Consider the following 20379-nt stretch of genomic DNA (forward strand, 5'->3'; position numbering starts at 1 on the left):
TAAATTATTAATAAATTTATATTATTGTAACAAAGGACATGAAAACAAACGTTTATTTAGTTATAAACACAACTTATTTTTTTTAACCCACAACTTATCCACAATATACCCCCAGACTTATTCTACTTATTTGAACAATTTATGGTTAAAAACACATTATCTTGTTTGATTTTAACAAAAAACATCTATATATTGTGATATTCCGTAATAACTTAATTAAAAATTAGCTATACTACAAATAAACATATTGTCTAATTTTTATTCAATATAATAATAACCTATATTCGCGGAGATAAAATGTCTGAAATTATTGAGCCGATACAAGATGTGCCGCAAACAAGTCAACTGGAATTGACTGCCAATGCACCTGGTTTGCTTAAAACGATTAAACGTAATGGGAAAGTAGTGAGTTATGATGATTCTAAAATCAAAGTCGCTATTACTAAAGCGTTTATAGCAGACGAAGGTGGCAGTGCTCCTACATCCGATCGAATTCATCAACAAATTGAAGAATTAACTCGACAAATATCGCAAGTATTTAAACGCCGCCTGCCAAGTGGTGGTGCTATTCACATTGAGGACATTCAAGATCAGGTAGAGCTGGCACTCATGCGTAGCGGTCACTATAAAGTGGCACGTGCCTATGTACTTTATAGAGAAGAACATCGCAAAGCACGGCAAAATGAATTAAAACAACAACCCGCTGATGATAAAAATCTATTGATTACCATGCCTGATGGCGAGCTGGTTCCGCTGGACATGGATAGAGTGAATACGATTGTTAATGAATCTTGCCGTGATCTGGAACACGTAACAGCTGAGCCTGTAATTAAAGACGCTTTGCGCAATCTTTATAATCAAGCGAAATTTGAAGATGTCCATAAATCCTTGATTATGTCGGCTCGTGCTTTGGTTGAGAAAGAACCCAATTATACTTTTGTTAGCGCTCGTTTATTATTAGACAGCTTGCGTATGGAAGCACTCACCAAACTAAAAATCAAATCAGATGCAACTTTTGATGAAATGAGTGTTCTCTATCCCTCCTACTTCAAGTCCTACATTGCACATGGTATCGCTCAAGGAATGCTTGATGCTAAAATGGCTGATTTTGATTTAGAAAAACTCAGTAATGCACTGCTGCCTGAGCGTGATATGCAATTCACCTACTTAAGTCTGCAAACTTTATATGATCGTTATTTTATCCATGATCGAGGTGTACGTTACGAACTTCCCCAGGCCTTTTTCATGCGTGTCGCCATGGGTCTCGCCATGCGCGAAAAAAATAAAGAAGCGAAAGCAATTGAATTCTACCTCCTGCTGTCTTCTTTTGATTATATGTCGTCTACACCCACTCTGTTCAACTCAGGTACTGTAAGACCACAATTATCAAGTTGCTATCTAACAACTGTTCCTGATCATCTGGACGGTATTTATAGTGCCATTAAAGATAATGCATTGCTTTCCAAATTTGCAGGCGGCTTAGGCAATGACTGGACACCAGTGCGTGCTATGGGCTCACACATTAAAGGCACTAATGGAAAATCCCAAGGAGTAGTACCCTTCTTAAATGTTGCTGACGCAACTGCTGTAGCAGTAAACCAGGGAGGTAAACGCAAAGGAGCAGTCTGCGCGTATCTGGAATGTTGGCACAGAGATATAGAAGAGTTCCTGGAGCTAAGAAAAAATACGGGAGATGACCGCCGTCGTACCCATGACATGAATACCGCATTATGGATACCTGATTTATTTATGATACGTGTTCGTGAAGAAGGAGACTGGACTTTATTTTCTCCAGATGAAGCACCTGAGTTACATGACCAATATGGCAAAGCCTTTGAAGAAATGTATCTTGATTGTGAAGAAAAAGGTCGTCAGGGTATCATTAAAAACGTCAGAACTGTTCCTGCGGTAAAATTATGGCGCAAAATGTTATCCATGCTTTTTGAAACTGGCCATCCCTGGATGACCTTTAAAGATCCATGCAATCTCCGCTCACCACAACAACATGCTGGAGTGATCCACAGCTCTAATTTATGCACCGAGATTACCTTAAATACTTCAGAGGAAGAAATTGCAGTATGTAATTTAGGTAGCGTCAATTTACCTGCACACATTAAAAATGGTCAATTGGATCAGGATAAATTAAAACGTACTATCACCACTGCTATTCGTATGCTGGATAACGTTATCGATATTAACTATTACTCAGTACCCCAGGCTAGGAACTCTAACTTGAAGCATAGGCCTATTGGCATGGGTTTAATGGGCTTCCAGGATGCATTGTATGAGTTAAAAATTGATTACACCTCTCAGGAAGCCATTGAGTTCGCTGACTCCTCTATGGAATTGATCAGTTATTTTGCAATCGAAGCCTCATGTGATCTGGCTAAAGAGCGTGGCAGCTACTCAAGTTATGAAGGTTCTTTATGGAGCAAAGGCATTCTGCCCATTGATTCAATCAATCTATTGCAACAAGCACGCAGTAAATATTTGGAACAGGATCGATCACAACGATTAGATTGGGAGACGTTAAGAATTAAAGTTCGTACTCAAGGAATGCGTAATTCTAATGTAATGGCTATTGCCCCCACGGCAACTATTTCCAACATCTGTGGTGTAGCGCAGTCCATTGAACCCACCTATCAAAACTTATATGTCAAATCCAATTTATCAGGAGAGTTTACTGTAGTGAATCCTTATTTGGTTGCTGATTTAAAAGCACTGAATCTCTGGGATGAGGTCATGGTGAATGATCTGAAATACTTTAATGGTAGCGTACAACCTATCAGTCGTATTCCCGATGAATTAAAAAGGCGTTATGCTACTTCTTTTGAAATTGATCCCATGTGGTTAGTTGAGGCCGCATCTCGTAGGCAAAAATGGATTGATCAGGCTCAGTCTCTTAATATTTACATGGCTCAACCATCCGGTAAGAAACTGGATAAACTCTACATGCATGCGTGGATACGCGGATTAAAAACCACTTATTACTTACGTAGTCTAGGTGCAAGTAACGCAGAAAAATCTACTGTTACTGACGGTGCGCTAAATGCAGTAAAACTAATAGATGAAGCACCCAAAGTATGCTCTATTCTCGACCCAGACTGTGAAGCGTGCCAATAATCAGGAGAAATTAATGTCATTTAATAATACACTACAAACTGATGCGCCCCTAATTCTGGGCGCAACAGGACTAGAAATACCAGAAATGGGTGCTGCACGTATTCAAGTTGATCACAAACAAATAATCAACTGCCGAGCTGACTTAAACCAACTGGTTCCATTTAAGTACCGATGGGCTTGGGATAAATATTTAACAGCCTGTGCCAATCATTGGATGCCTAATGAAATAAACATGAGCGCTGATGTAGCATTATGGAAAGATCCTAATGGTCTTACTGAAGATGAACGTTTAATTATTAAACGTAATTTGGGTTTCTTCTCTACTGCTGATTCATTGGTTGCCAACAATCTGGTTCTTGCTGTTTACAAGCACATTACCAATCCTGAATGCAGACAGTATCTATTACGCCAGGCCTTTGAAGAAGCACTTCATACCCATGCTTATCAATACATTATTGAAAGTTTAGGACTTGATGAAGCAGAAGTATTTAATATGTATCGGGAAATTCCTTCAGTTGCCACTAAAGCTGCTTGGGCATTACCCTTCACACAAAGTTTGGGTGATGAACGTTTTCATACCGGTACCCCTGAGAATGATCAACGTCTGTTACGTGATCTAATCGCATTTTACGTCATATTTGAAGGTATATTTTTCTACGTAGGCTTTACTCAGATTCTCTCCATGGGGCGTCGTAACAAAATGGTAGGGACGTCAGAGCAATTCCAGTATATTTTGCGTGATGAATCCATGCATATGAATTTTGGTATTGATGTCATCAACCAAATTAAAATCGAAAACCCCCATTTGTGGACACCTGAGTTTAAAAATGAAATTATTCAACTCGTCAAAGATGGCGTGGCAATGGAATACCAATATGCTAAAGATACTATGCCTCATGGTATTTTAGGAATGAATGCAGAAATGTTTGAAGAGTATTTGCATTTCATTGCTAATCGTCGTTTAAATCAAATTGGTTTAGCTGATCAATATCCTGGCGCTGAAAATCCCTTTCCCTGGATGAGTGAAATGATGGACTTAAAGAAGGAGAAAAACTTCTTTGAAACACGGGTTATTGAATACCAGGCAGGCGGTACTTTAAGTTGGGAAGATGAGGATTAAGGGGCGACTTGACTTTAACCAACTCTTATTAACCTGTCGGCACTCGCCGGCAGGTTTTCTGGAGAAAGTTTCAACAGTTTATGCGTGACTCCAAAGTAAAGCTGCTCATACAGCCAACACCAGGTTGAATCGCGACTCAGCCTGTTCACGCAATACTACACAGAAGCACACTGCATATGGCCTGTTTACAATCTTTTAGCGTCTCTTAAAAAGATGCCGGTCCAAGCGCCCGGCATGTACTCATGACCTGCTTACTAAAAGGAAGTGGTCATACCTTGTTGAACTGGCATGGAACCAGAGGCTTTTTGAGCGGGTGAAGTGTAAGTTTCAGATTGGCTTGATTTCTCAAAGGTGCCACCAAATATAGTGACGTTGCTGCTGCCCGGTTTGGCTGTTTGTTCCAATGCAATCAGTTTAACCAGTTGTTCATTGAGTGTTGCCTCTGAGTTTAATAACTCCTCTTCTTCCGCAGTAGGTAAAGAGGACAGAACTACTCCGCGAATCTCCGACTCGTTACGCAGTTCACCCAGGTAATCCAATCCCATTCCAACAATAAATGCATCGGGGGGCACTTCAAATCCCACATACTCAGGTCTGTAATCGTTAATTCTTTGCTGTACCTTATCGACAAGAACGACTAAAGAAACCTTTATAGCTCCAAAGCTTTCAAGCAATTGTCTGATTTTTAAGTAGGTCTTGCCTGTGTCGCATACGTCATCGATTACAAAAACTGTTCGCCCACCCAAGCGAATCTTGGGCATAGAGTTGATTTTCAACTCTCCGGAAGTCATTTTATTCTCGTAACTACTTGCTTGCATGGTGGTGTAGGAAAATTTAAAACCACGTTCGTTTAAAGCAGTATGCAAGAGGCTGGCAAAAGGCAAGGCGCCATCCATTAAACTAATTAGAACCGGATCAGTGTCAGGATATTCATTAATAAGTCGCTCAGCCAGTGACTCGGTACGTGACTTGATCACTCGCTGAGTAAGTGCTTCCCCTTTTTTATCAAACTTATCTTCATCAATCTCTCTGACAGAGTGAGCATTAGACCACACTCTTTTTGATATTTTAGATTTTAAGTCCTGAATTTTTTCTAATTGCTCAAGAATCATCTCTTTATTCACAACGCACCTCATGTGTTTTATGTTAAAAATTTACGGGGCATTGTCTTTGAGTTAGAGATAAAAAGCAATTGCCATTCTCTCGTTCTACCTTGGGGAAATTTAAAGATGCTGGTTTTCGGCTGGAAACCAAACAATAGATAATATTTTTAGCTGTCTATTTGGTTCAACTATGAACTCATATCTATAAAGGCGTGATAAGATGCATTACATTTTTAAAATTTCATGCAATGCAACAATAGCTTGCATTTATCACTATTTAATTTTTTCGTACTTCGCTAGTGACAGTAAATCAGCCGCACTAATTCCTTATTTAGCCAATATTACCTGGAGGCTTGTGATTAGCCTCCTTTTCTTCCTCGCCCTTTTCTATCTCTTCGGACTGAAAGAATGACTGACTGGATTGTACTTTGTGTTTTCTCATCTCTTTTTCCAGATTGATTTTAGTTTCAAATAACTTAAAGGTATCTTCATATCGTTTCTGATAGGCTCCCCGAAAATCCGACTTATGCTGCATTGCAAAATTAGTTAAGACCATCAATTTTGGATTGTTGTTCCAATCTAAGTTACCCAACTCATCATTTTGATTGTATTTATTGATGATTTTAATCACACAATCAGCGAGCGACCTCTGGCAGACTTTTAATATCGACTCATTTCCACTCTGGTTAAGTCCATTCAATACAGTCTTAATATCAAAAAGTATAGATGCCAGATCATGGAGGAGAAACTTATTCTGCGTCTCCCTTTCCAGAGTTTTAAATTCAGGCTTATCTAATATTCCCACAATATTTTTTTCCAACTCTCCCACGATGTGCGACAGAAACTGCTCGTGCTTTTCTCTAGCCTCGCTATCATTAGAGGTTAAAGCTTTCAGTTGCCCTACCTTTGTTTCAATCATTTCTTTCAAACCATTAAGTTGTACTATGTTTTTTTGCTTATACTCTTTAAAAGGAACGCTCATGTCAGGATAGTTAGAAAAAAATATATTTAATAATTTATCTTTTCCTGGTCCTCGTTTTTCCTGGGGTATCGCACCGATGACTTTATAGGCAAAAGCACCTTTTATACTGTTAACCAAATCGCCAGCTTTAGTTTCCCCTAATTCATTTATTCTATCTTGATAGAACTCCTGCCACTCTTTAGTTGATTCTATGAGTTTAAAAAAATCCTCGACGAAATCCTTCGTAAATACCGTGCATTTCTCATCCATAACTGGCTCAAAACCACTTAGCCGCTGCATGCTATATTCAATCAATTTTTCATTTTTAAAAAAATTTTCCATTCCTTCCTGAATTAATTGCTCTTGCGACTTTTCATTTTTTGTTTCTTCTTCTGTTGAGCTGTAAACTTTGGCCTCATAAAACAGGCGTCCGCTGCAATTATTACCATTTAAAGATCGTGCTCCTTTCAATGCTGCAGGGAAAAATTCGCCATTAATTTTTGATATCTCTTGTAAATAAGCCACTACACTCCTGGCATGTCCCTTTCTGGTATTCAATCAACAGATACTTGATGGCAATGTGTCTTTAGCTTCGTATTTCGAGACGAGTAAAACTGGAATTTAGAGTCATTAGGCTGTTAAACTAGTTACAGGATGTGACACTCATCTGATTAATGTGGATCTACAACCAGCTGGAAGTAATGATCAAACTTAGGAATTAGAATGAACAATTTTTTTCATGGCATGCTCTATATGTTGCGAGGAATACAGTGGACCCCATTGTCAAGACAGCGATCCGTTTAATTTAAGATATAACTTTAATTCTACTTTCTTTCGTTGACGAGGGTGCGTAGCACACGAGTCAACCACAATAGCAGTTAATGAAACACCTGTTATTGAGCCTGTGGGTATGTGGGCGCGAAGCCATCGAGTGTGGTCAAGCGGTGGATAACGTCTTTTTGTTATCCATGGCTTGTCCACATGTCCCGAAGGGCGATGGCTGATCCGCAGGACGCGTCCACATATCCACAGGCATTCCATTACGCTGCAGCCTCATATAGGCCAGCATAAACCTCTGACGGCGTGTATATTCCAAATGATTGATGAGGTCTTTCGTCGTTATAAAACTTGAAATACACCCTTAAACCATTTCGTAGTGCTAAAACTGTTCCGTATTCTTTTATGTAAATATCTTCATATTTGACTGAACGCCATAGCCGTTCAATGAACACATTATCCATCCATCGACCTTTCCCGTCCATGCTAATTTTGATGTCATGGTCTTTTAAAACATCGGTAAACGCCTTACTGGTAAACTGGGAGCCTTGATCCGTATTAAAAATATCAGGCCTGCCGTGGAGCCTGATGGCGCTCTCCAACGCGCTTACACAAAAGTCATCATCCATGCTGTTTGATACCTTCCAAGAGAGCACCTTGCGGCTATACCAGTCCATTATTGCCACCAAATATACAAAGCCTCCTTGCATCCTAACGTAGGTAATTGTAAATCAGCATGCAAAAATGACCCCCTTTTAGGGTAAATCAGCATCCAATTTTGACCCTCTAAAATCGAGTAAAACGTGTACTCTAGATTTTAATAATCTAGAGGGAATTAGAGGATGTTGATCATGGAAACAGAAGCAAAAATTAGGCGCATGTTTCATGTGCAAAAATTAACTATTGCGGAAATTGTTCGCACAACAGGATTATCGCGTAATACAGTTAGACGGGTAATCCGAGCAGAAAAGTCTGGGAAAAATTATCAACGCTCCATTCAACCACTACCTGCACTGAATATCTTCAAAGAGACGTTGGTATCATGGTTGAACAACGACCACAAGTTATCGAAAAAGGAACGCCGTAGTGCAATGAAGTACTACACTCAACTAAAAGAAAGTGGCTATTGCGGTTCTTATGATAGTGTCCAGCGTTTTGTTAAAGTATGGCGCTGTACGAGTCGAGAGTCATTAAAAGCCTATATTCCACAATACTATCATCCCGGAGAGGCCTATCAGTTTGATTGGAGTGAAGAAACTGTAGAGCTTGCAGGCGTTGTTCAAAAAATCAAAGTAGCTCAATTTCGTTTAAGCTACAGCCGTAAATTTTTTCTTGTAGCATATCCTCGAGAAACTCAAGAAATGTTATTTGATGCGCATAATTTAGCCTTCAAATTTTTTGGTGGCTTAACGCTAAGAGGTATTTATGACAACATGAAAACGGCGGTAGATAGTGTTTTCAAGGGTAAGGAGCGTGCTTTTAACCGGCGATTTTTGGCATTAATGGATCATTACTTAATTGAACCTACAGCCTGCAATCCCGCAGCCGGATGGGAAAAGGGGCAGATTGAAAATCAAGTTGATAATGTACGTGACTGGGTATTTAAACCACGTCTTAAATATGAAACCTTGTCGTTATTAAATGAACATCTTCAGCAGCAATGCCAATTATTGGCCGAGAAAAGGCATCACCCAGAACAACAAGAACTAACTGTTGACGCTGTATTTCAAGAAGAAAGAACTCATTTTAGAGCGTTAAATCATCCATTTGATGGGTATAAAGAAGTTTCAACTCTAGTACATTCAACCTGCTTGATTCATTGCGATAGAAATCGTTATAGCGTTGATTGTGCCTATGCCAACCAGATGGTGACGCTCAGGATATACGCATTAACTATAGAGGTATTTTCAGGTAATGAGTCCATCGGTTGCCACCAACGCACCTTTGGCCGCAATAAAACACTGTTTAATCCATGGCATTATTTACCTTTACTGGAGCGCAAGCCAGGGGCATTACGCAATGGTGCTCCATTCAAAGACTGGCAATTACCACCAGCCATTTTAAAAATCAAAAGCATTCTCATGAAGCGCCGTGGTGGTGACAGAGAATGCGTTGAGGTGCTGTTGGCAATGAGTGAGCATGGCATTGAGGCGGTGAGTGTAGCCTGTGAATTAGCGCTAACAGAGCAGGTGGTTAGCCGTGATTATATTCTTAATGCGTTGCATCGATTACGGCCTACAGCACTTCCTCAAGCAACGACAATGCCCGCTGGATTAATCTTAAAGGAAGAACCCACAAGTAATTGTCATAAATATAATTTACTCTTAACGGGAGCAAATCATGCCATTCACTAAATTATCTGAGTTGCTTAAGATATTAAAATTACAAGGCATGTTAGATAGGTTGCTAGCCTATGAAGAGTCGAAGCCTTTGGTGAAACTAACTCATTATGAGTGGTTATCTATGCTATTAGAAGCAGAACAAATAACACGCAAAACGCGTGCTATTAATTATCAACTGAGTGTCGCAAAATTCCCGGTCAATCGTAATTTAAGCCAATTTGATTTTACGCAACATCCTGTTAATGAAGAAGAAATAAGTTTATTGCACGCAGGGAGCTTTGTTGATGCTGGGCGCAATATTATTTTTGTGGGTGGCACGGGCTCTGGTAAAACGCACTTAGCTATTGCTATAGCAACTAATTTAATTAAGCAAGGAAAGCGGGCTTGTTTTTATAATGTTGTTGATCTGGTCAACAAATTAGAACAAGAAAAAAAACAAGTTAATACAGGACGGCTAGCTAATCGCCTGCAAAATTTTGATGCTATTGTCCTGGATGAGCTTGGATATTTACCATTTTCTGAAGCGGGCGGAGCTCTGTTGTTTCATTTAGTTAGCAAATTATATGAAAAAACATCATTAATCATTACAACAAACTTAAATTTTGGTGAATGGCCAAAGGTGTTTTGTGATACAAAAATGACCGCAGCCATGCTGGACAGATTGACTCATCATTGCTCTATTGTTGAGACTGGAAATGAAAGTTATCGCTTTAAAAATCGAAGCTAAAACAGTAAAGTAAATAATCAATGTGATATGTTTTTGAGGGTCAATTTTGGATGCGGTTTGAGGGTCAAAATTGGATGCTGATTGACAGTAGGTAATATCGGTGCACCAAACCTGATTGGGTCGATCAATCACTAAACCACGTAGCAAGTAGGGATAAACCTTTTGTTCCTTGTTCTTTTTACTCGTATTCGGCTTTGGTGCCACTGAAACCAGACCCATGATCCGCATCAAACGCTGCACTCTCTTACGGTTAACGTCATGGCCAAGGCGACGTAAATAAGAACGCATCTTTCTGCTTCCATAGAAAGGATGGCGCATGTATTCCTCATCAATCAAGACCATCAAAGCCAGATTCTCTGGGCTCTCGGTACATATTCCTTCGCCAGCAGTGCGATAGTAGCTAGCGCGTGACAAATTAACCAATGCACATTGGCGTACGATGCTGAGTGTAGGGTGATTGACATCAATCATGGCTCGCTTCTCCCGCACGCTCAACTTAGATGACCGGTCTTTTTTTTAAGCCAGTCTAACTCAACCGCTAGCTGGCCTATTTGCGTGTATAATCGATCTCGTTCTTGTATGATGGAGTCCATGTCTTTGTCATGCTTGCCGCTAAACAATTGCTTGCTTCCATCCAGTAATTGTTTTTTCCACAGATTGATTTGTGTTGCATGCACCTCAAATTCAGATGCCAATTCATTGGTCGTCTTGTGACTTTTTAATGCCTCAATTGCTACCTTTGCTTTGAAGTCAGATGTAAATTTTTTTTTAGCCACTTGGTACCCCGTTTAACAATGGTTTCTATTTTACACCACTGTCTCATTTTTGGGGTCCACTATAGAATTCGTCATCTTTTAACTTCTGGTTTGAAACGATTTATTATATTACCGATGATTTTTAATTTTATCTTGTTTGGTGGATTATTTTATTTTACTTATCATCATTTGTTCTCCTACTCAACTTACTATCTGGATAAGTTACCCTCCTGGCTAAGTTTTCTCAGCGGGGTATTGCTCATCATTTTTATAATCAGTTTTTTCCTGATGTTTCTATCGCTTTTTACTGTTTTTTTTAATGTAATAGCTGCCCCCTTCAATGGCTTATTAGCAGAAAAAGCGCAATTTTTACTTTATGGTATACCTACACCATCACTGTCTTTTTCTAAAATGGCGCATCGCAGTATTAAACGCCAAGGACAGTTTTTAAAATATTTTCTACCTCGTCTTTCAGGCATGTTTCTTTTATTTTTTGTGCCATTTATACACCCAATTTATCCTTTTTTATGGTTCTTTTTCACAGCATGGATGCTCAGCACTCAGTACCAAGATTTTCCCATGGATAATAATTTAATCAGTTTTAGACAAATGCGACAGAAAATAAAAAATAATAAAATGCGTTCACTAGGATTTGGCTCATTAATTAATCTATTCAGTTTTATCCCCCTCCTGAATATAGTGATCATGCCCGCAGCGGTCATTGGAAGTACTATATTTTATTGCGAAACAAATAAACCTTCAGATTAAGGCTCCATTGCTGCAGGTAATGACGAGTTTTCATGGATTTCCGCAATATAACCGCCAGGAAATTTCACCATGGATGAAATTCGTTGCTCCCCAATAAAGGGTTTAACCAGAATGCTTGCACCAGCAATTTCAGCTTGAGCAAGAGTCTCTTTAAGATTAGCAACCTCATAACCCGTTAGTTCACGCCCATAAGGCCAAGTCAAATGACCATTGGTTATAATGATCATTATTCTCCCAAAGCCGGATTCGATAAGCACACGTCGGTAGTATTTATCAGGCTGTCCTATCTCTATGCCCGGTGCATTCGCATTATCTGAAAGTACCCTGCCCTTTGAAAATTGAATAAAACTCTTAATGAAGTGGTCGGCACGATTAGGGGAAATATAGACACGATTTTCTGGGATAGTTTTCAATTGAGGATAAGCTGGTGGTATATTAAGCTGATAGAGTTTCATTTTTACACCACCAGGCCATTGAATAATGGCATTCTTTCCTAAGATGTTTGAGAAGGGAGCTACTATAATATCTGCTCCTGCAGCATGTGCAGCATCAATAGCTTTATCAAAATCCTTAACGAGATAACCCGTACGCTCAAGCCCAAAAGGATAGGGAGCAGGTGTCTTGAACCCGAATACCGAAACTGTTCCTACCGGTGTTAATCCAAGCTGCAATATAGCCTGGCTGTTCTCTGGGGTTACCTGGAAGGTATTTTGCTTTGTAGTATTCCCTCCGAAAGTCCCCATAAAGCTCGCTATGAAACGGTTAAACTGTCCAGGAGCGACATAGACATGGGTTGTATTGTATTGCGGTCCAACTGCAAAACCAGCACTTTGCGCAGCATATACGGTCATCTGAGAAAAATTGACTAATATCAAAATCCTGAAGACAACAGTTGCAATTTGATGCATTGTTTTGATATGGGTCCGCATGTCTGGAACAAAATTAAGGAAAAATAAGAGCTATTCATCCATCATTTATAGTTAAAAATTCACTCAAATTAACCTATTTAAACCTACTCAATACCGTATGAATAGTGATTGCTACTACGAATTGTCTTAGGTCATTTTACCACAACTCTATCAGAATGACTTATCCACAAGTCCACAGGTCAGGAGAGCTTCACTTTCTCGTATAGGCCTGTGGGCCTTGTGGGTAAGTCATGACGCTCTCATTTAGGGTTTATGGTCTTTTCCGGCCATAATACACCTCTGCGGGCGTTAAATAATTAAAGGACTGGTGAAGCCTTCGGTTATTATAATACTCAAAATACTCCGTTAAGGCCAGCTCAACCTCTTCAATTGTATCAAAATCATACCGGTAGATTTTTTCTTGCTTAACACTACGCCACAATCGCTCGATAAATATATTATCTAAATAACGTCCTCGCCCATCCATGCTGATAGAAATGTGGTGAGATTTTAGCGTATTTATCCAATCTTTTGAGGTAAATTGAGAACCCTGATCCGTGTTAAAGATCTCACAACGCGAATGCAGCAAAGCGTTTCTAAGCGCCTCAATACAAAATTCAGCCTCCATAGTAGGTGAAATAGCCCATCCAATCACATAACGACTATACCAGTCCATAATAGCTACTAAATACACATGCTTTCCTTTCATGCGGATGTAGGTGATATCTGCGGCCCAAACCTGATTTGGTTTGGTGATATCCACCTCTTTTAATAAATAAGGGAACACCTCATGCTCCTTATTGGGAACGCTTGTATTTGGCTTTGGGTAAACAGTCGATAACCCCATCATTTCCATCAACTTTTTTACTCGACGTTTACCAACAGGATAGCCTACTTCTTTTGACAGCCATCTTGCCCGCTTAATTTTACCTTCACATGGATACTGCAGATAGTGCTCATCAAGTAGCGCCATAAGCGCTTCATCTTCGACAGAAATGGGCTTGGTAATATAGGCGCGGTTTTCTGGACACAAAAAAAGGTTTTTTAAGAGCTATTCTTCTTAATACAAAGAGGAGAATAAAATGTCTAAAAAGCGAGCTTATTATACGGCGGCCAAGAAGGCAAAAATAACGCTAGCTGCGATTGAGGGGAAACTCACACAAGCGCAAATTACCAGTGAATACGGTGTTCACGCAACGCAGGTAAAAACTTGGAAGCAATCGGCCATCAAAGCCATTAACGATTTATTCTCTGGGGCTAATGAAAAAGAAGCCAAGTCCCAAGAGCAGCTTGTTGAGGCATTATATCAAGAAATTGGTCGACTTCAAGCGCAGCTATCTTGGCTAAAAAAAAAGCATGAACTTTAGTCTGGATGAAAAGCGCGTCATGATTGATCCTCTTGCCGAGCTCACCATTCGTGAACAATGCTTGCTATTAGACTTGCCTGTTTCAAGTTATTATTATAGTGCCAAGCCCATTTCTGTCGAAGATGAAGCGCTTATGGCGCTACTTGATGAGCACTATCTGCAGTATCCATGTGAAGGTAAAATTAAGCGGGCAAGATGGCTGTCAAAAGAAGTAGGCTATCCTGTTGGTAAACGTCGAGTAAAAAAGTTGATGGAAATGATGGGGTTATCGACTGTTTACCCAAAGCCAAATACAAGCGTTCCCAATAAGGAGCATGAGGTGTTCCCTTATTTATTAAAAGAGGTGGATATCACCAAACCAAATCAGGTTTGGGCCGCAGATATCACCTACATCCGCATGAAAGGAAAGCATGTGTATTTAGTAGCTATTATGGACTGGTATAGTCGTTATGTGATTGGATGGGCTATTTCACCTACTATGGAGGCTGAATTTTGTATTGAGGCGCTTAGAAACGCTTTGCTGCATTCGCGTTGTGAGATCTTTAACACGGATCAGGGTTCTCAATTTACCTCAAAAGATTGGATAAATACGCTAAAATCTCACCACATTTCTATCAGCATGGATGGGCGAGGACGTTATTTAGATAATATATTTATCGAGCGATTGTGGCGTAGTGTTAAGCAAGAAAAAATCTACCGGTATGATTTTGATACAATTGAAGAGGTTGAGCTGGCCTTAACGGAGTATTTTGAGTATTATAATAACCGAAGGCTTCACCAGTCCTTTAATTATTTAACGCCCGCAGAGGTGTATTATGGCCGGAAAAGACCATAAACCCTAAATGAGAGCGTCATGACTTACCCACAAGGCCCACAGGCCTATACGAGAAAGTGAAGCTCTCCTGACCTGTGGACTTGTGGATAAGTCATTCTGATAGAGTTGTGGTAAAATGACCTAAGACAATTCGTAGTAGCAATCACTATTCATACGGTATTGAGTAGGTTTAAATAGGTTAATTTGAGTGAATTTTTAACTATAAATGATGGATGAATAGCTCTTATTTTTCCTTAATTTTGTTCCAGACATGCGGACCCATATCATGGCACTATAATAATAACTTGAAACAGGCAAGTCTAATAGCAAGCATTGTTCACGAATGGTGAGCTCGGCAAGAGGATCAATCATGACGCGCTTTTCATCCAGACTAAAGTTCATGCTTTTTTTTTAGCCAAGATAGCTGCGCTTGAAGTCGACCAATTTCTTGATATAATGCCTCAACAAGCTGCTCTTGGGACTTGGCTTCTTTTTCATTAGCCCCAGAGAATAAATCGTTAATGGCTTTGATGGCCGATTGCTTCCAAGTTTTTACCTGCGTTGCGTGAACACCGTATTCACTGGTAATTTGCGCTTGTGTGAGTTTCCCCTCAATCGCAGCTAGCGTTATTTTTGCCTTCTTGGCCGCCGTATAATAAGCTCGCTTTTTAGACATTTTATTCTCCTCTTTGTATTAAGAAGAATAGCTCTTAAAAAACCTTTTTTTGTGTCCAGAAAACCGCGCCTATATTATTTTGTCCCTCTCCAAAATCACCTTGTAGCAGAAATTATTTAGAATCCTAAGATATTAATTCCCTCTCCCATGTCATTCTCATGCATCAATGATTTAAATGGATAATTATCCTAAGCTTAGTTAATTAGCAGCTATTTGTCTAAAAACCAAATCATGAACTCCAATCCTCCCCTCGCATTTCACTAATTAAAATACTGTGACATTTGCCACTGATAAGGTAAAATCCCCATCGTATAGAAAAGAACGCGTTAGTTATTTTTTTTTATGAACAAATCCAATGATAAACACTTTTTTGATGAGATAACTATCTATAAAACAACGAGTTCTCCATTCTCAGTGAGAAATTAATTTAAACTGGAATGCTTTTAACCTGGTAAAAAGATGAGGTAGCCAATGGAAACAAAATTAGAAAAATATCCACAAAGTCCTAAACAAACAACTCCACACCCACGAACTACGCAGACAGCCTCCGATAATACTGTTAATTACAGCTTTATGCTCAAGTGTTTGGGCGCATTAACCGCAGCAGCAGTAGTAACTGGAGGAATTGCTCTGGCAACGGCTAAGGTAAGCACAGCGGCTCTCATCGGTGTCTCCGCAGTAGCCGCAGCAGCTCCTCTCGCACCTATTGCTGGAGTATTAGCAGTTCTTGGTATTATTGGTGCCATTTGTTTACTTCCTTTTTTATTTTCTGGAAACAACTCCTATACTGTTAGAGCTCCTGGCTCTTTTCATACTCGTCCGACCTATTATCAGCCTACGATTTTTCCGACACCAGTTTACGGCGGTTCTCTTTTCGATGTTCGCCACCAACATCACCATGGACCAATTGATATCGGACACGGAACCGTACATCCGCATGGACATGGTTCAAATGTCCATCATCACTGACAATAACATAGTATCGGTGATTTTATAATTTAATATAAGTCGGACTGTTGATCTCAAATGATGGTCCGACCGTTTACATTGAGATCTATAGCAATGAGATAAGCGAGCCTCAACCAGGATCTGAGAGTACGCTGCCGCGTGGTCGAGGTAACTTTATTTGATTTTAGTGAAAATTACTGGACTACTGGACGTTACAAGCAACCGAAGGAGAAGTTTATTTTAAGGGAGCCTAGGCAACAAAGTTTGCTCAGACTCAACTACTAAAGTAGCATCGAGTATTTTCTGCCCCTCGCGTTTGTCAAATAAAACCTTAGCAGCATCAAACAATTGCTCCACATCCCCCTTATCTGCCCAAAAACTTTGGAATGCAAGAGGATATGCTCTTAATAACTGTTTCTTGTTCATCGGAGTATGGTAACTCAGGGATGATGATATATCGTTAAGAAAGGCTGCTTTTTGATTGTTTTTTTCATTTTCTGGAACAGATGACTCCTGTAGAACAGTAATTTTTTTGCTAATAATCTTTTGCAGGTAGGCCTCTCCTGTATTTAATTTCATAGTCTTAACTTCTGCACTGTAATCACAACGGGTAAATATCCGATGGTATTGAGCATGTTGTAAGTCAGTATTTAAACTTCTTATTAACTCTGAGGACTCCGTAGGCTCTTGTTCGGTTGCTTCCGGTTTTCCTAAACCTAACAATCCTTTAACAGACAGTTTCCAATTATGAGGAATGAATCGCCACAAAATATTTAAGACAGTACAAGCAACTGCAGTTAAAGCAAAAGCAGATCCGACAGCAGGAGCAACAGGAAAAAGCATTACGAAAGCCACAGCTCCCACAACAGCAGCTAATAAACTTAGAACCACTAAATTATTCAAAGCAGCTTGAATATAATGCATCCGCTGAGCAGAACCTTGAGGGGACTCATAAGCTCTGTATCCATTAAGCCCTAGCATGGCCAGCTGATGAAAAGCGGCCACAAGGACGCTACTGAAAAAAAACCAGGGACCTGCTAAAAAAGAAAGACCATACGCTGTTGATATAGCCGCACCATAAAGCGAAATACTGGCTAATACCGCACACACTGCTGATATAATAAAACCAAACCATTGATCCAGGTTTTTGTTTCTCGCTTTGAGAAGGTTATATCCATTAATTAAAGCCGTTACAGTCAGCAAAAGACCCATGAACGGCAACATAACATAGTATAACGGAGTTCCTGTAAAAAACATGAAAATGCGAGAATCTGCCATCAAAGCAAAGAAGCCAACATCCTGTATCTCTTTAATATACTGAACTGCTTTCTGGATCCACCGAACAGACATAAATCACCCCCCCAATTATTGGCGTAAATGCGGGAATAAAATAACATCACGAATAGACTGTGAATCAGTGAATAACATTACCAAACGGTCCACTCCTATTCCTTCTCCTGCTGTGGGGGGCATACCATATTCCAAAGCTTCAATGTAATCGCTATCAAAATGCATCGCTTCCAGATCGCCAGCATCTTTTTCTGCAACTTGTTTATGAAAACGCTCCGCCTGATCTTCAGCATCATTCAATTCAGAAAAACCATTAGCAATTTCACGGCCTGCAATAAAAAACTCAAACCTGTCTGTTACCTCAGGATCGAGATTACTTCGTCTTGCTAATGGAGATATTTCGGTTGGGTAGGCAGTAATAAATGTGGGTTGAAATAACTGATGTTCTACTGTTTCTTCAAACGCTATCATCTGTAATTTACCTAATCCATCGCTTTCTTTGTAAGATAAATTTAAATCATTAAGCAATGTTCTGCACCCGTCTATGGATTCTAACTGCTGCGCATTAATTTTAGGATGATGTTTTAATATCGCCTCCTTAACACTCATGCGTGCGAAGGGCTGGTCAAAGTCAATAGCCTGGCCCTGATATTCTACTTGCCTGTTACCTAAAACCGTATCGCATAAATACTGCAATAATTGCTCAGTTAAGGTCATTAGATCTTCATAATCAGCATAAGCCTGATAAAACTCAATCATCGTAAATTCTGGATTATGACGCGTAGAAATTCCTTCATTGCGGAAATTACGGTTAATTTCATACACTCGCTCAAAGCCACCTACAACTAGTCGCTTTAGATACAGCTCTGGGGCAATACGCAAATACATTGTCATATCCAGGGTATTATGGTGCGTCACAAAAGGACGAGCCACAGCGCCGCCAGGGATGGGGTGCATCATTGGTGTTTCAACTTCCAAATAATAATTCCTGTCCATAAATTGTCGAACTGCCTGAATAAGGCGTGAGCGGATCAAAAAGGTTTTTCGACTGTCTTCATTGGCAATCAAGTCAACATAACGTTTGCGATATTTCATCTCTTGATCAGCCAAACCGTGAAATTTATCAGGTAATGGTCTTAACGATTTGGTCAATAACTCAATTTGTTCCGCATTGATGGTGAGCTCGCCGGTGTTGGTTTTAAAGAGTTCTCCTTTAACCCCAACTATATCCCCTAAATCCCAGTGTTTGAACTGTTCGTACAATTCAGGAAGGTCATTTGCTCTGATGTAGATTTGCATCCGTCCCGATACATCTTGAATGTGAAAGAAACTGGCCTTACCCATAATGCGTCTCAAGACAATACGCCCTGCAACGGCAGCTTTAACCTGCTGTTGCGCTAACGGTTCTTTTTCAAGGTCGCTGTATTTTTTCATTAACTCGTCAGCTAAATGCTCACGGTGAAATTGATTGGGAAAATTAAAACCACCATTGCGTAAATCGGCTAATTTTTTTTTGCGAATTTGATAAACCTCGCTTTCATCTATATGTTCATCTAAATGTTCTTCAGTCATGTTGCACCCACTCCTGCCTTTAAACTGGCTTCAATAAATTGATCTAATGCACCGTCTAATACCGCTTGGGTATTGCTGGTTTCTACACCTGTGCGCAAATCTTTAACCCGTGATTGATCCAATACATAAGATCGAATTTGTGACCCCCACCCTATATCAGACTTAGTCGCTTCCAAGGCCTGCTGCTCTGCATTCTTCTTTTGCATTTCCATTTCATATAGCTTGGCACGCAACTGCTTCATGGCCTGATCTTTATTCTTATGTTGACTTCGATCATTCTGACATTGTACTACTATACCACTGGGTGCATGCGTTATCCGTACGGCTGAGTCAGTTCTATTTACGTGCTGACCACCCGCGCCAGATGCCCTGTAAGTATCTATTCGTAAATCAGCTGGATTAATTTCTATTTCAATATCATCATCTACCTCGGGAGAAACAAAAACAGCCGCAAAAGAAGTATGGCGCCTGTTGCCTGAATCAAAAGGAGATTTACGAACAAGACGGTGAACTCCTGTTTCAGTTCGCAGCCAGCCAAAGGCATATTCACCAGTAAAATGAATAGTTGCACTTTTAATCCCGGCGACTTCACCCGGGGAACATTCAATTAATTCTGTATTGAAACCATGCTGTTCGCCCCACCGCAAAAACATTCGCAATATCATTTCAGCCCAATCTTGTGCCTCGGTTCCACCAGAACCGGCTTGAATATCCAGATAGGCATTTGAGTTATCCATTTTACCAGAAAACATGCGTCTAAATTCTAAACCTGCGACCTGTACTTCTATCGATTCCAGTTCTTCCCCAATATCAGTAATTGTCTGCTCATCCTGTTCTTCTCGAGCAAGATCAAACAGCTCTGTTAAATCAACTAAGGACTGACTCAGTTTGACTAAAGAAATAACTACTGATTCTAATTGAGTTCTTTCACGACCCAATGCTTGGGCCTGTTCGGGATTATTCCATATAGTTGATGATTCTAATTCACGGATTACTTCTTCGAGTCGTTCACTTTTCGCTTCGAAGTCAAAGGTACCCCCTAAGCGACTCGATACGCTTACCCAAATCAATTAAGCTCAGGTTAATATGATTCACTTCTAACATAGGTGTCTCTTCAAAAATAAAGAT

18 protein-coding genes and 2 pseudogenes are annotated in these 20379 nt (G+C 39.9%); 8 read left to right on the forward strand and 12 right to left on the reverse strand.

The genetic code is table 11. The annotated features are described in order from the left end of the window. The first annotated feature begins 297 nt into the window (after positions 1 to 297). Both HRS36_RS10865 and HRS36_RS10870 read left to right on the forward strand, forming a co-directional pair. Positions 298 to 3123, forward strand: coding sequence for a ribonucleoside-diphosphate reductase subunit alpha (locus HRS36_RS10865; RefSeq protein WP_173237327.1), 2826 nt, complete (start codon positions 298 to 300; stop codon positions 3121 to 3123). 13 nt (positions 3124 to 3136) lie between these two features. Continuing rightward, positions 3137 to 4243, forward strand: a complete 1107-nt coding sequence (locus tag HRS36_RS10870; RefSeq protein WP_173237328.1) for a ribonucleotide-diphosphate reductase subunit beta — start codon at positions 3137 to 3139, stop codon at positions 4241 to 4243. 254 nt (positions 4244 to 4497) lie between these two features. Here the strand turns inward: HRS36_RS10870 and HRS36_RS10875 are convergent, their stop codons facing one another. From HRS36_RS10875 to HRS36_RS10885, 3 genes and pseudogenes are all read right to left on the reverse strand, one after another. After that, positions 4498 to 5367, reverse strand: a complete 870-nt coding sequence (locus HRS36_RS10875) for a phosphoribosyltransferase (RefSeq protein ID WP_173237329.1) — start codon at positions 5365 to 5367, stop codon at positions 4498 to 4500. A gap of 310 nt (positions 5368 to 5677) precedes the next feature. Next, entirely contained in the window at positions 5678 to 6832 is a 1155-nt protein-coding gene (locus tag HRS36_RS10880; protein WP_173237330.1) for a hypothetical protein, read from the reverse strand. 515 nt (positions 6833 to 7347) lie between these two features. Continuing rightward, positions 7348 to 7809 (reverse strand): annotated as a pseudogene (locus HRS36_RS10885) (IS3 family transposase); the annotation flags it as partial. Between the two features lie 117 nt (positions 7810 to 7926). On the opposite strand from HRS36_RS10885, the gene istA reads away from it, so the two are divergent. Continuing rightward, complete coding sequence (gene istA, locus HRS36_RS10890) at positions 7927 to 9438, forward strand: IS21 family transposase (protein WP_197933184.1); 1512 nt, start codon at positions 7927 to 7929, stop codon at positions 9436 to 9438. Further along, a complete protein-coding gene (istB, locus tag HRS36_RS10895) occupies positions 9425 to 10153 on the forward strand; it encodes an IS21-like element helper ATPase IstB (RefSeq protein ID WP_173235816.1) in 729 nt (242 codons plus the stop codon). The genes istA and istB overlap by 14 nt, the downstream gene beginning before the upstream one ends. A 252-nt stretch (positions 10154 to 10405) precedes the next feature. Here istB and HRS36_RS18965 read toward each other — a convergent pair. Continuing rightward, positions 10406 to 10624 (reverse strand): annotated as a pseudogene (locus HRS36_RS18965) (IS3 family transposase); the annotation flags it as partial. Positions 10625 to 10644: 20 nt separating this feature from the next. Continuing rightward, positions 10645 to 10929: a transposase gene (locus tag HRS36_RS10900; RefSeq protein ID WP_173237134.1), complete on the reverse strand. Its 285-nt coding sequence runs from the start codon at positions 10927 to 10929 to the stop codon at positions 10645 to 10647. Positions 10930 to 11019: 90 nt separating this feature from the next. Between HRS36_RS10900 and cysZ the strand changes: the two genes are divergently transcribed. Then, positions 11020 to 11676 (forward strand): sulfate transporter CysZ, encoded by a 657-nt coding sequence (gene cysZ, locus HRS36_RS10905; protein WP_267313900.1) that lies wholly within the window; start codon positions 11020 to 11022, stop codon positions 11674 to 11676. Here cysZ and HRS36_RS10910 read toward each other — a convergent pair. Both HRS36_RS10910 and HRS36_RS10915 read right to left on the reverse strand, forming a co-directional pair. Further along, positions 11673 to 12584, reverse strand: coding sequence for a glyoxalase (locus tag HRS36_RS10910; RefSeq protein ID WP_173237333.1), 912 nt, complete (start codon positions 12582 to 12584; stop codon positions 11673 to 11675). The genes cysZ and HRS36_RS10910 overlap by 4 nt on opposite strands. A gap of 271 nt (positions 12585 to 12855) precedes the next feature. Further along, positions 12856 to 13617: an IS3 family transposase gene (locus HRS36_RS10915; RefSeq protein WP_173237334.1), complete on the reverse strand. Its 762-nt coding sequence runs from the start codon at positions 13615 to 13617 to the stop codon at positions 12856 to 12858. A 49-nt stretch (positions 13618 to 13666) separates the two neighbouring features. On the opposite strand from HRS36_RS10915, the gene HRS36_RS10920 reads away from it, so the two are divergent. Both HRS36_RS10920 and HRS36_RS10925 read left to right on the forward strand, forming a co-directional pair. After that, positions 13667 to 13951, forward strand: a complete 285-nt coding sequence (locus tag HRS36_RS10920; RefSeq protein ID WP_173235475.1) for a transposase — start codon at positions 13667 to 13669, stop codon at positions 13949 to 13951. Next, entirely contained in the window at positions 13941 to 14786 is an 846-nt protein-coding gene (locus HRS36_RS10925; protein WP_173235473.1) for an IS3 family transposase, read from the forward strand. The genes HRS36_RS10920 and HRS36_RS10925 overlap by 11 nt, the downstream gene beginning before the upstream one ends. Positions 14787 to 14981: 195 nt before the next feature. On the opposite strand, the gene HRS36_RS10930 is transcribed toward HRS36_RS10925, so the two are convergent. Both HRS36_RS10930 and HRS36_RS10935 read right to left on the reverse strand, forming a co-directional pair. Next, positions 14982 to 15167, reverse strand: a complete 186-nt coding sequence (locus HRS36_RS10930; protein WP_173237335.1) for a hypothetical protein — start codon at positions 15165 to 15167, stop codon at positions 14982 to 14984. Then, positions 15157 to 15441, reverse strand: coding sequence for a transposase (locus tag HRS36_RS10935; protein WP_173235475.1), 285 nt, complete (start codon positions 15439 to 15441; stop codon positions 15157 to 15159). Before HRS36_RS10935 ends, HRS36_RS10930 begins: the two co-directional genes overlap by 11 nt. A gap of 471 nt (positions 15442 to 15912) precedes the next feature. Between HRS36_RS10935 and HRS36_RS10940 the strand changes: the two genes are divergently transcribed. Continuing rightward, positions 15913 to 16410, forward strand: a complete 498-nt coding sequence (locus HRS36_RS10940; RefSeq protein ID WP_173237336.1) for a hypothetical protein — start codon at positions 15913 to 15915, stop codon at positions 16408 to 16410. Between the two features lie 219 nt (positions 16411 to 16629). Here HRS36_RS10940 and HRS36_RS10945 read toward each other — a convergent pair whose 3' ends face one another. The 3 genes from HRS36_RS10945 to prfB all read right to left on the reverse strand — a co-directional run bounded on the left by HRS36_RS10945 (position 16630) and on the right by prfB (position 20355). Then, on the reverse strand, positions 16630 to 17739 hold the full coding sequence (locus HRS36_RS10945; protein ID WP_173237337.1) for a hypothetical protein: 1110 nt from the start codon (positions 17737 to 17739) through the stop codon (positions 16630 to 16632). 15 nt (positions 17740 to 17754) lie between these two features. Beyond that, on the reverse strand, positions 17755 to 19251 hold the full coding sequence (lysS, locus tag HRS36_RS10950; RefSeq protein WP_173237338.1) for a lysine--tRNA ligase: 1497 nt from the start codon (positions 19249 to 19251) through the stop codon (positions 17755 to 17757). Further along, positions 19248 to 20355, reverse strand: a protein-coding gene (gene prfB / locus HRS36_RS10955; RefSeq protein WP_173237339.1) for a peptide chain release factor 2 whose coding sequence is annotated in 2 segments (ribosomal slippage) — positions 19248 to 20279 and positions 20281 to 20355 — 1107 coding nt in all. Because the reading frame shifts where the segments join, the coding sequence is not laid out codon by codon here. Before prfB ends, lysS begins: the two co-directional genes overlap by 4 nt. Positions 20356 to 20379 lie beyond the last annotated feature (24 nt).

The sequence above is a fragment of the Legionella antarctica genome (assembly GCF_011764505.1).
In the GTDB taxonomy this organism is placed as follows: Bacteria; Pseudomonadota; Gammaproteobacteria; order Legionellales; family Legionellaceae; genus Legionella; species Legionella antarctica.

Excerpts from the sequence above, each read along its gene's own strand:
- istA (WP_197933184.1), top strand. The coding sequence starts at position 7,927 with ATGTTGATCATGGAAACAGAAGCAAAAATTAGGCGCATGTTTCATGTG.
- HRS36_RS10925 (WP_173235473.1), top strand. The coding sequence starts at position 13,941 with ATGAACTTTAGTCTGGATGAAAAGCGCGTCATGATTGATCCTCTTGCC.
- HRS36_RS10945 (WP_173237337.1), bottom strand. The coding sequence starts at position 17,739 with ATGTCTGTTCGGTGGATCCAGAAAGCAGTTCAGTATATTAAAGAGATA.
- HRS36_RS10935 (WP_173235475.1), bottom strand. The coding sequence starts at position 15,441 with ATGTCTAAAAAGCGAGCTTATTATACGGCGGCCAAGAAGGCAAAAATA.
- istB (WP_173235816.1), top strand. The coding sequence starts at position 9,425 with ATGCCATTCACTAAATTATCTGAGTTGCTTAAGATATTAAAATTACAA.
- HRS36_RS10930 (WP_173237335.1), bottom strand. The coding sequence starts at position 15,167 with ATGAACTTTAGTCTGGATGAAAAGCGCGTCATGATTGATCCTCTTGCC.
- HRS36_RS10940 (WP_173237336.1), top strand. The coding sequence starts at position 15,913 with ATGGAAACAAAATTAGAAAAATATCCACAAAGTCCTAAACAAACAACT.
- HRS36_RS10865 (WP_173237327.1), top strand. The coding sequence starts at position 298 with ATGTCTGAAATTATTGAGCCGATACAAGATGTGCCGCAAACAAGTCAA.
- HRS36_RS10910 (WP_173237333.1), bottom strand. The coding sequence starts at position 12,584 with ATGCATCAAATTGCAACTGTTGTCTTCAGGATTTTGATATTAGTCAAT.
- HRS36_RS10870 (WP_173237328.1), top strand. The coding sequence starts at position 3,137 with ATGTCATTTAATAATACACTACAAACTGATGCGCCCCTAATTCTGGGC.
- HRS36_RS10920 (WP_173235475.1), top strand. The coding sequence starts at position 13,667 with ATGTCTAAAAAGCGAGCTTATTATACGGCGGCCAAGAAGGCAAAAATA.
- lysS (WP_173237338.1), bottom strand. The coding sequence starts at position 19,251 with ATGACTGAAGAACATTTAGATGAACATATAGATGAAAGCGAGGTTTAT.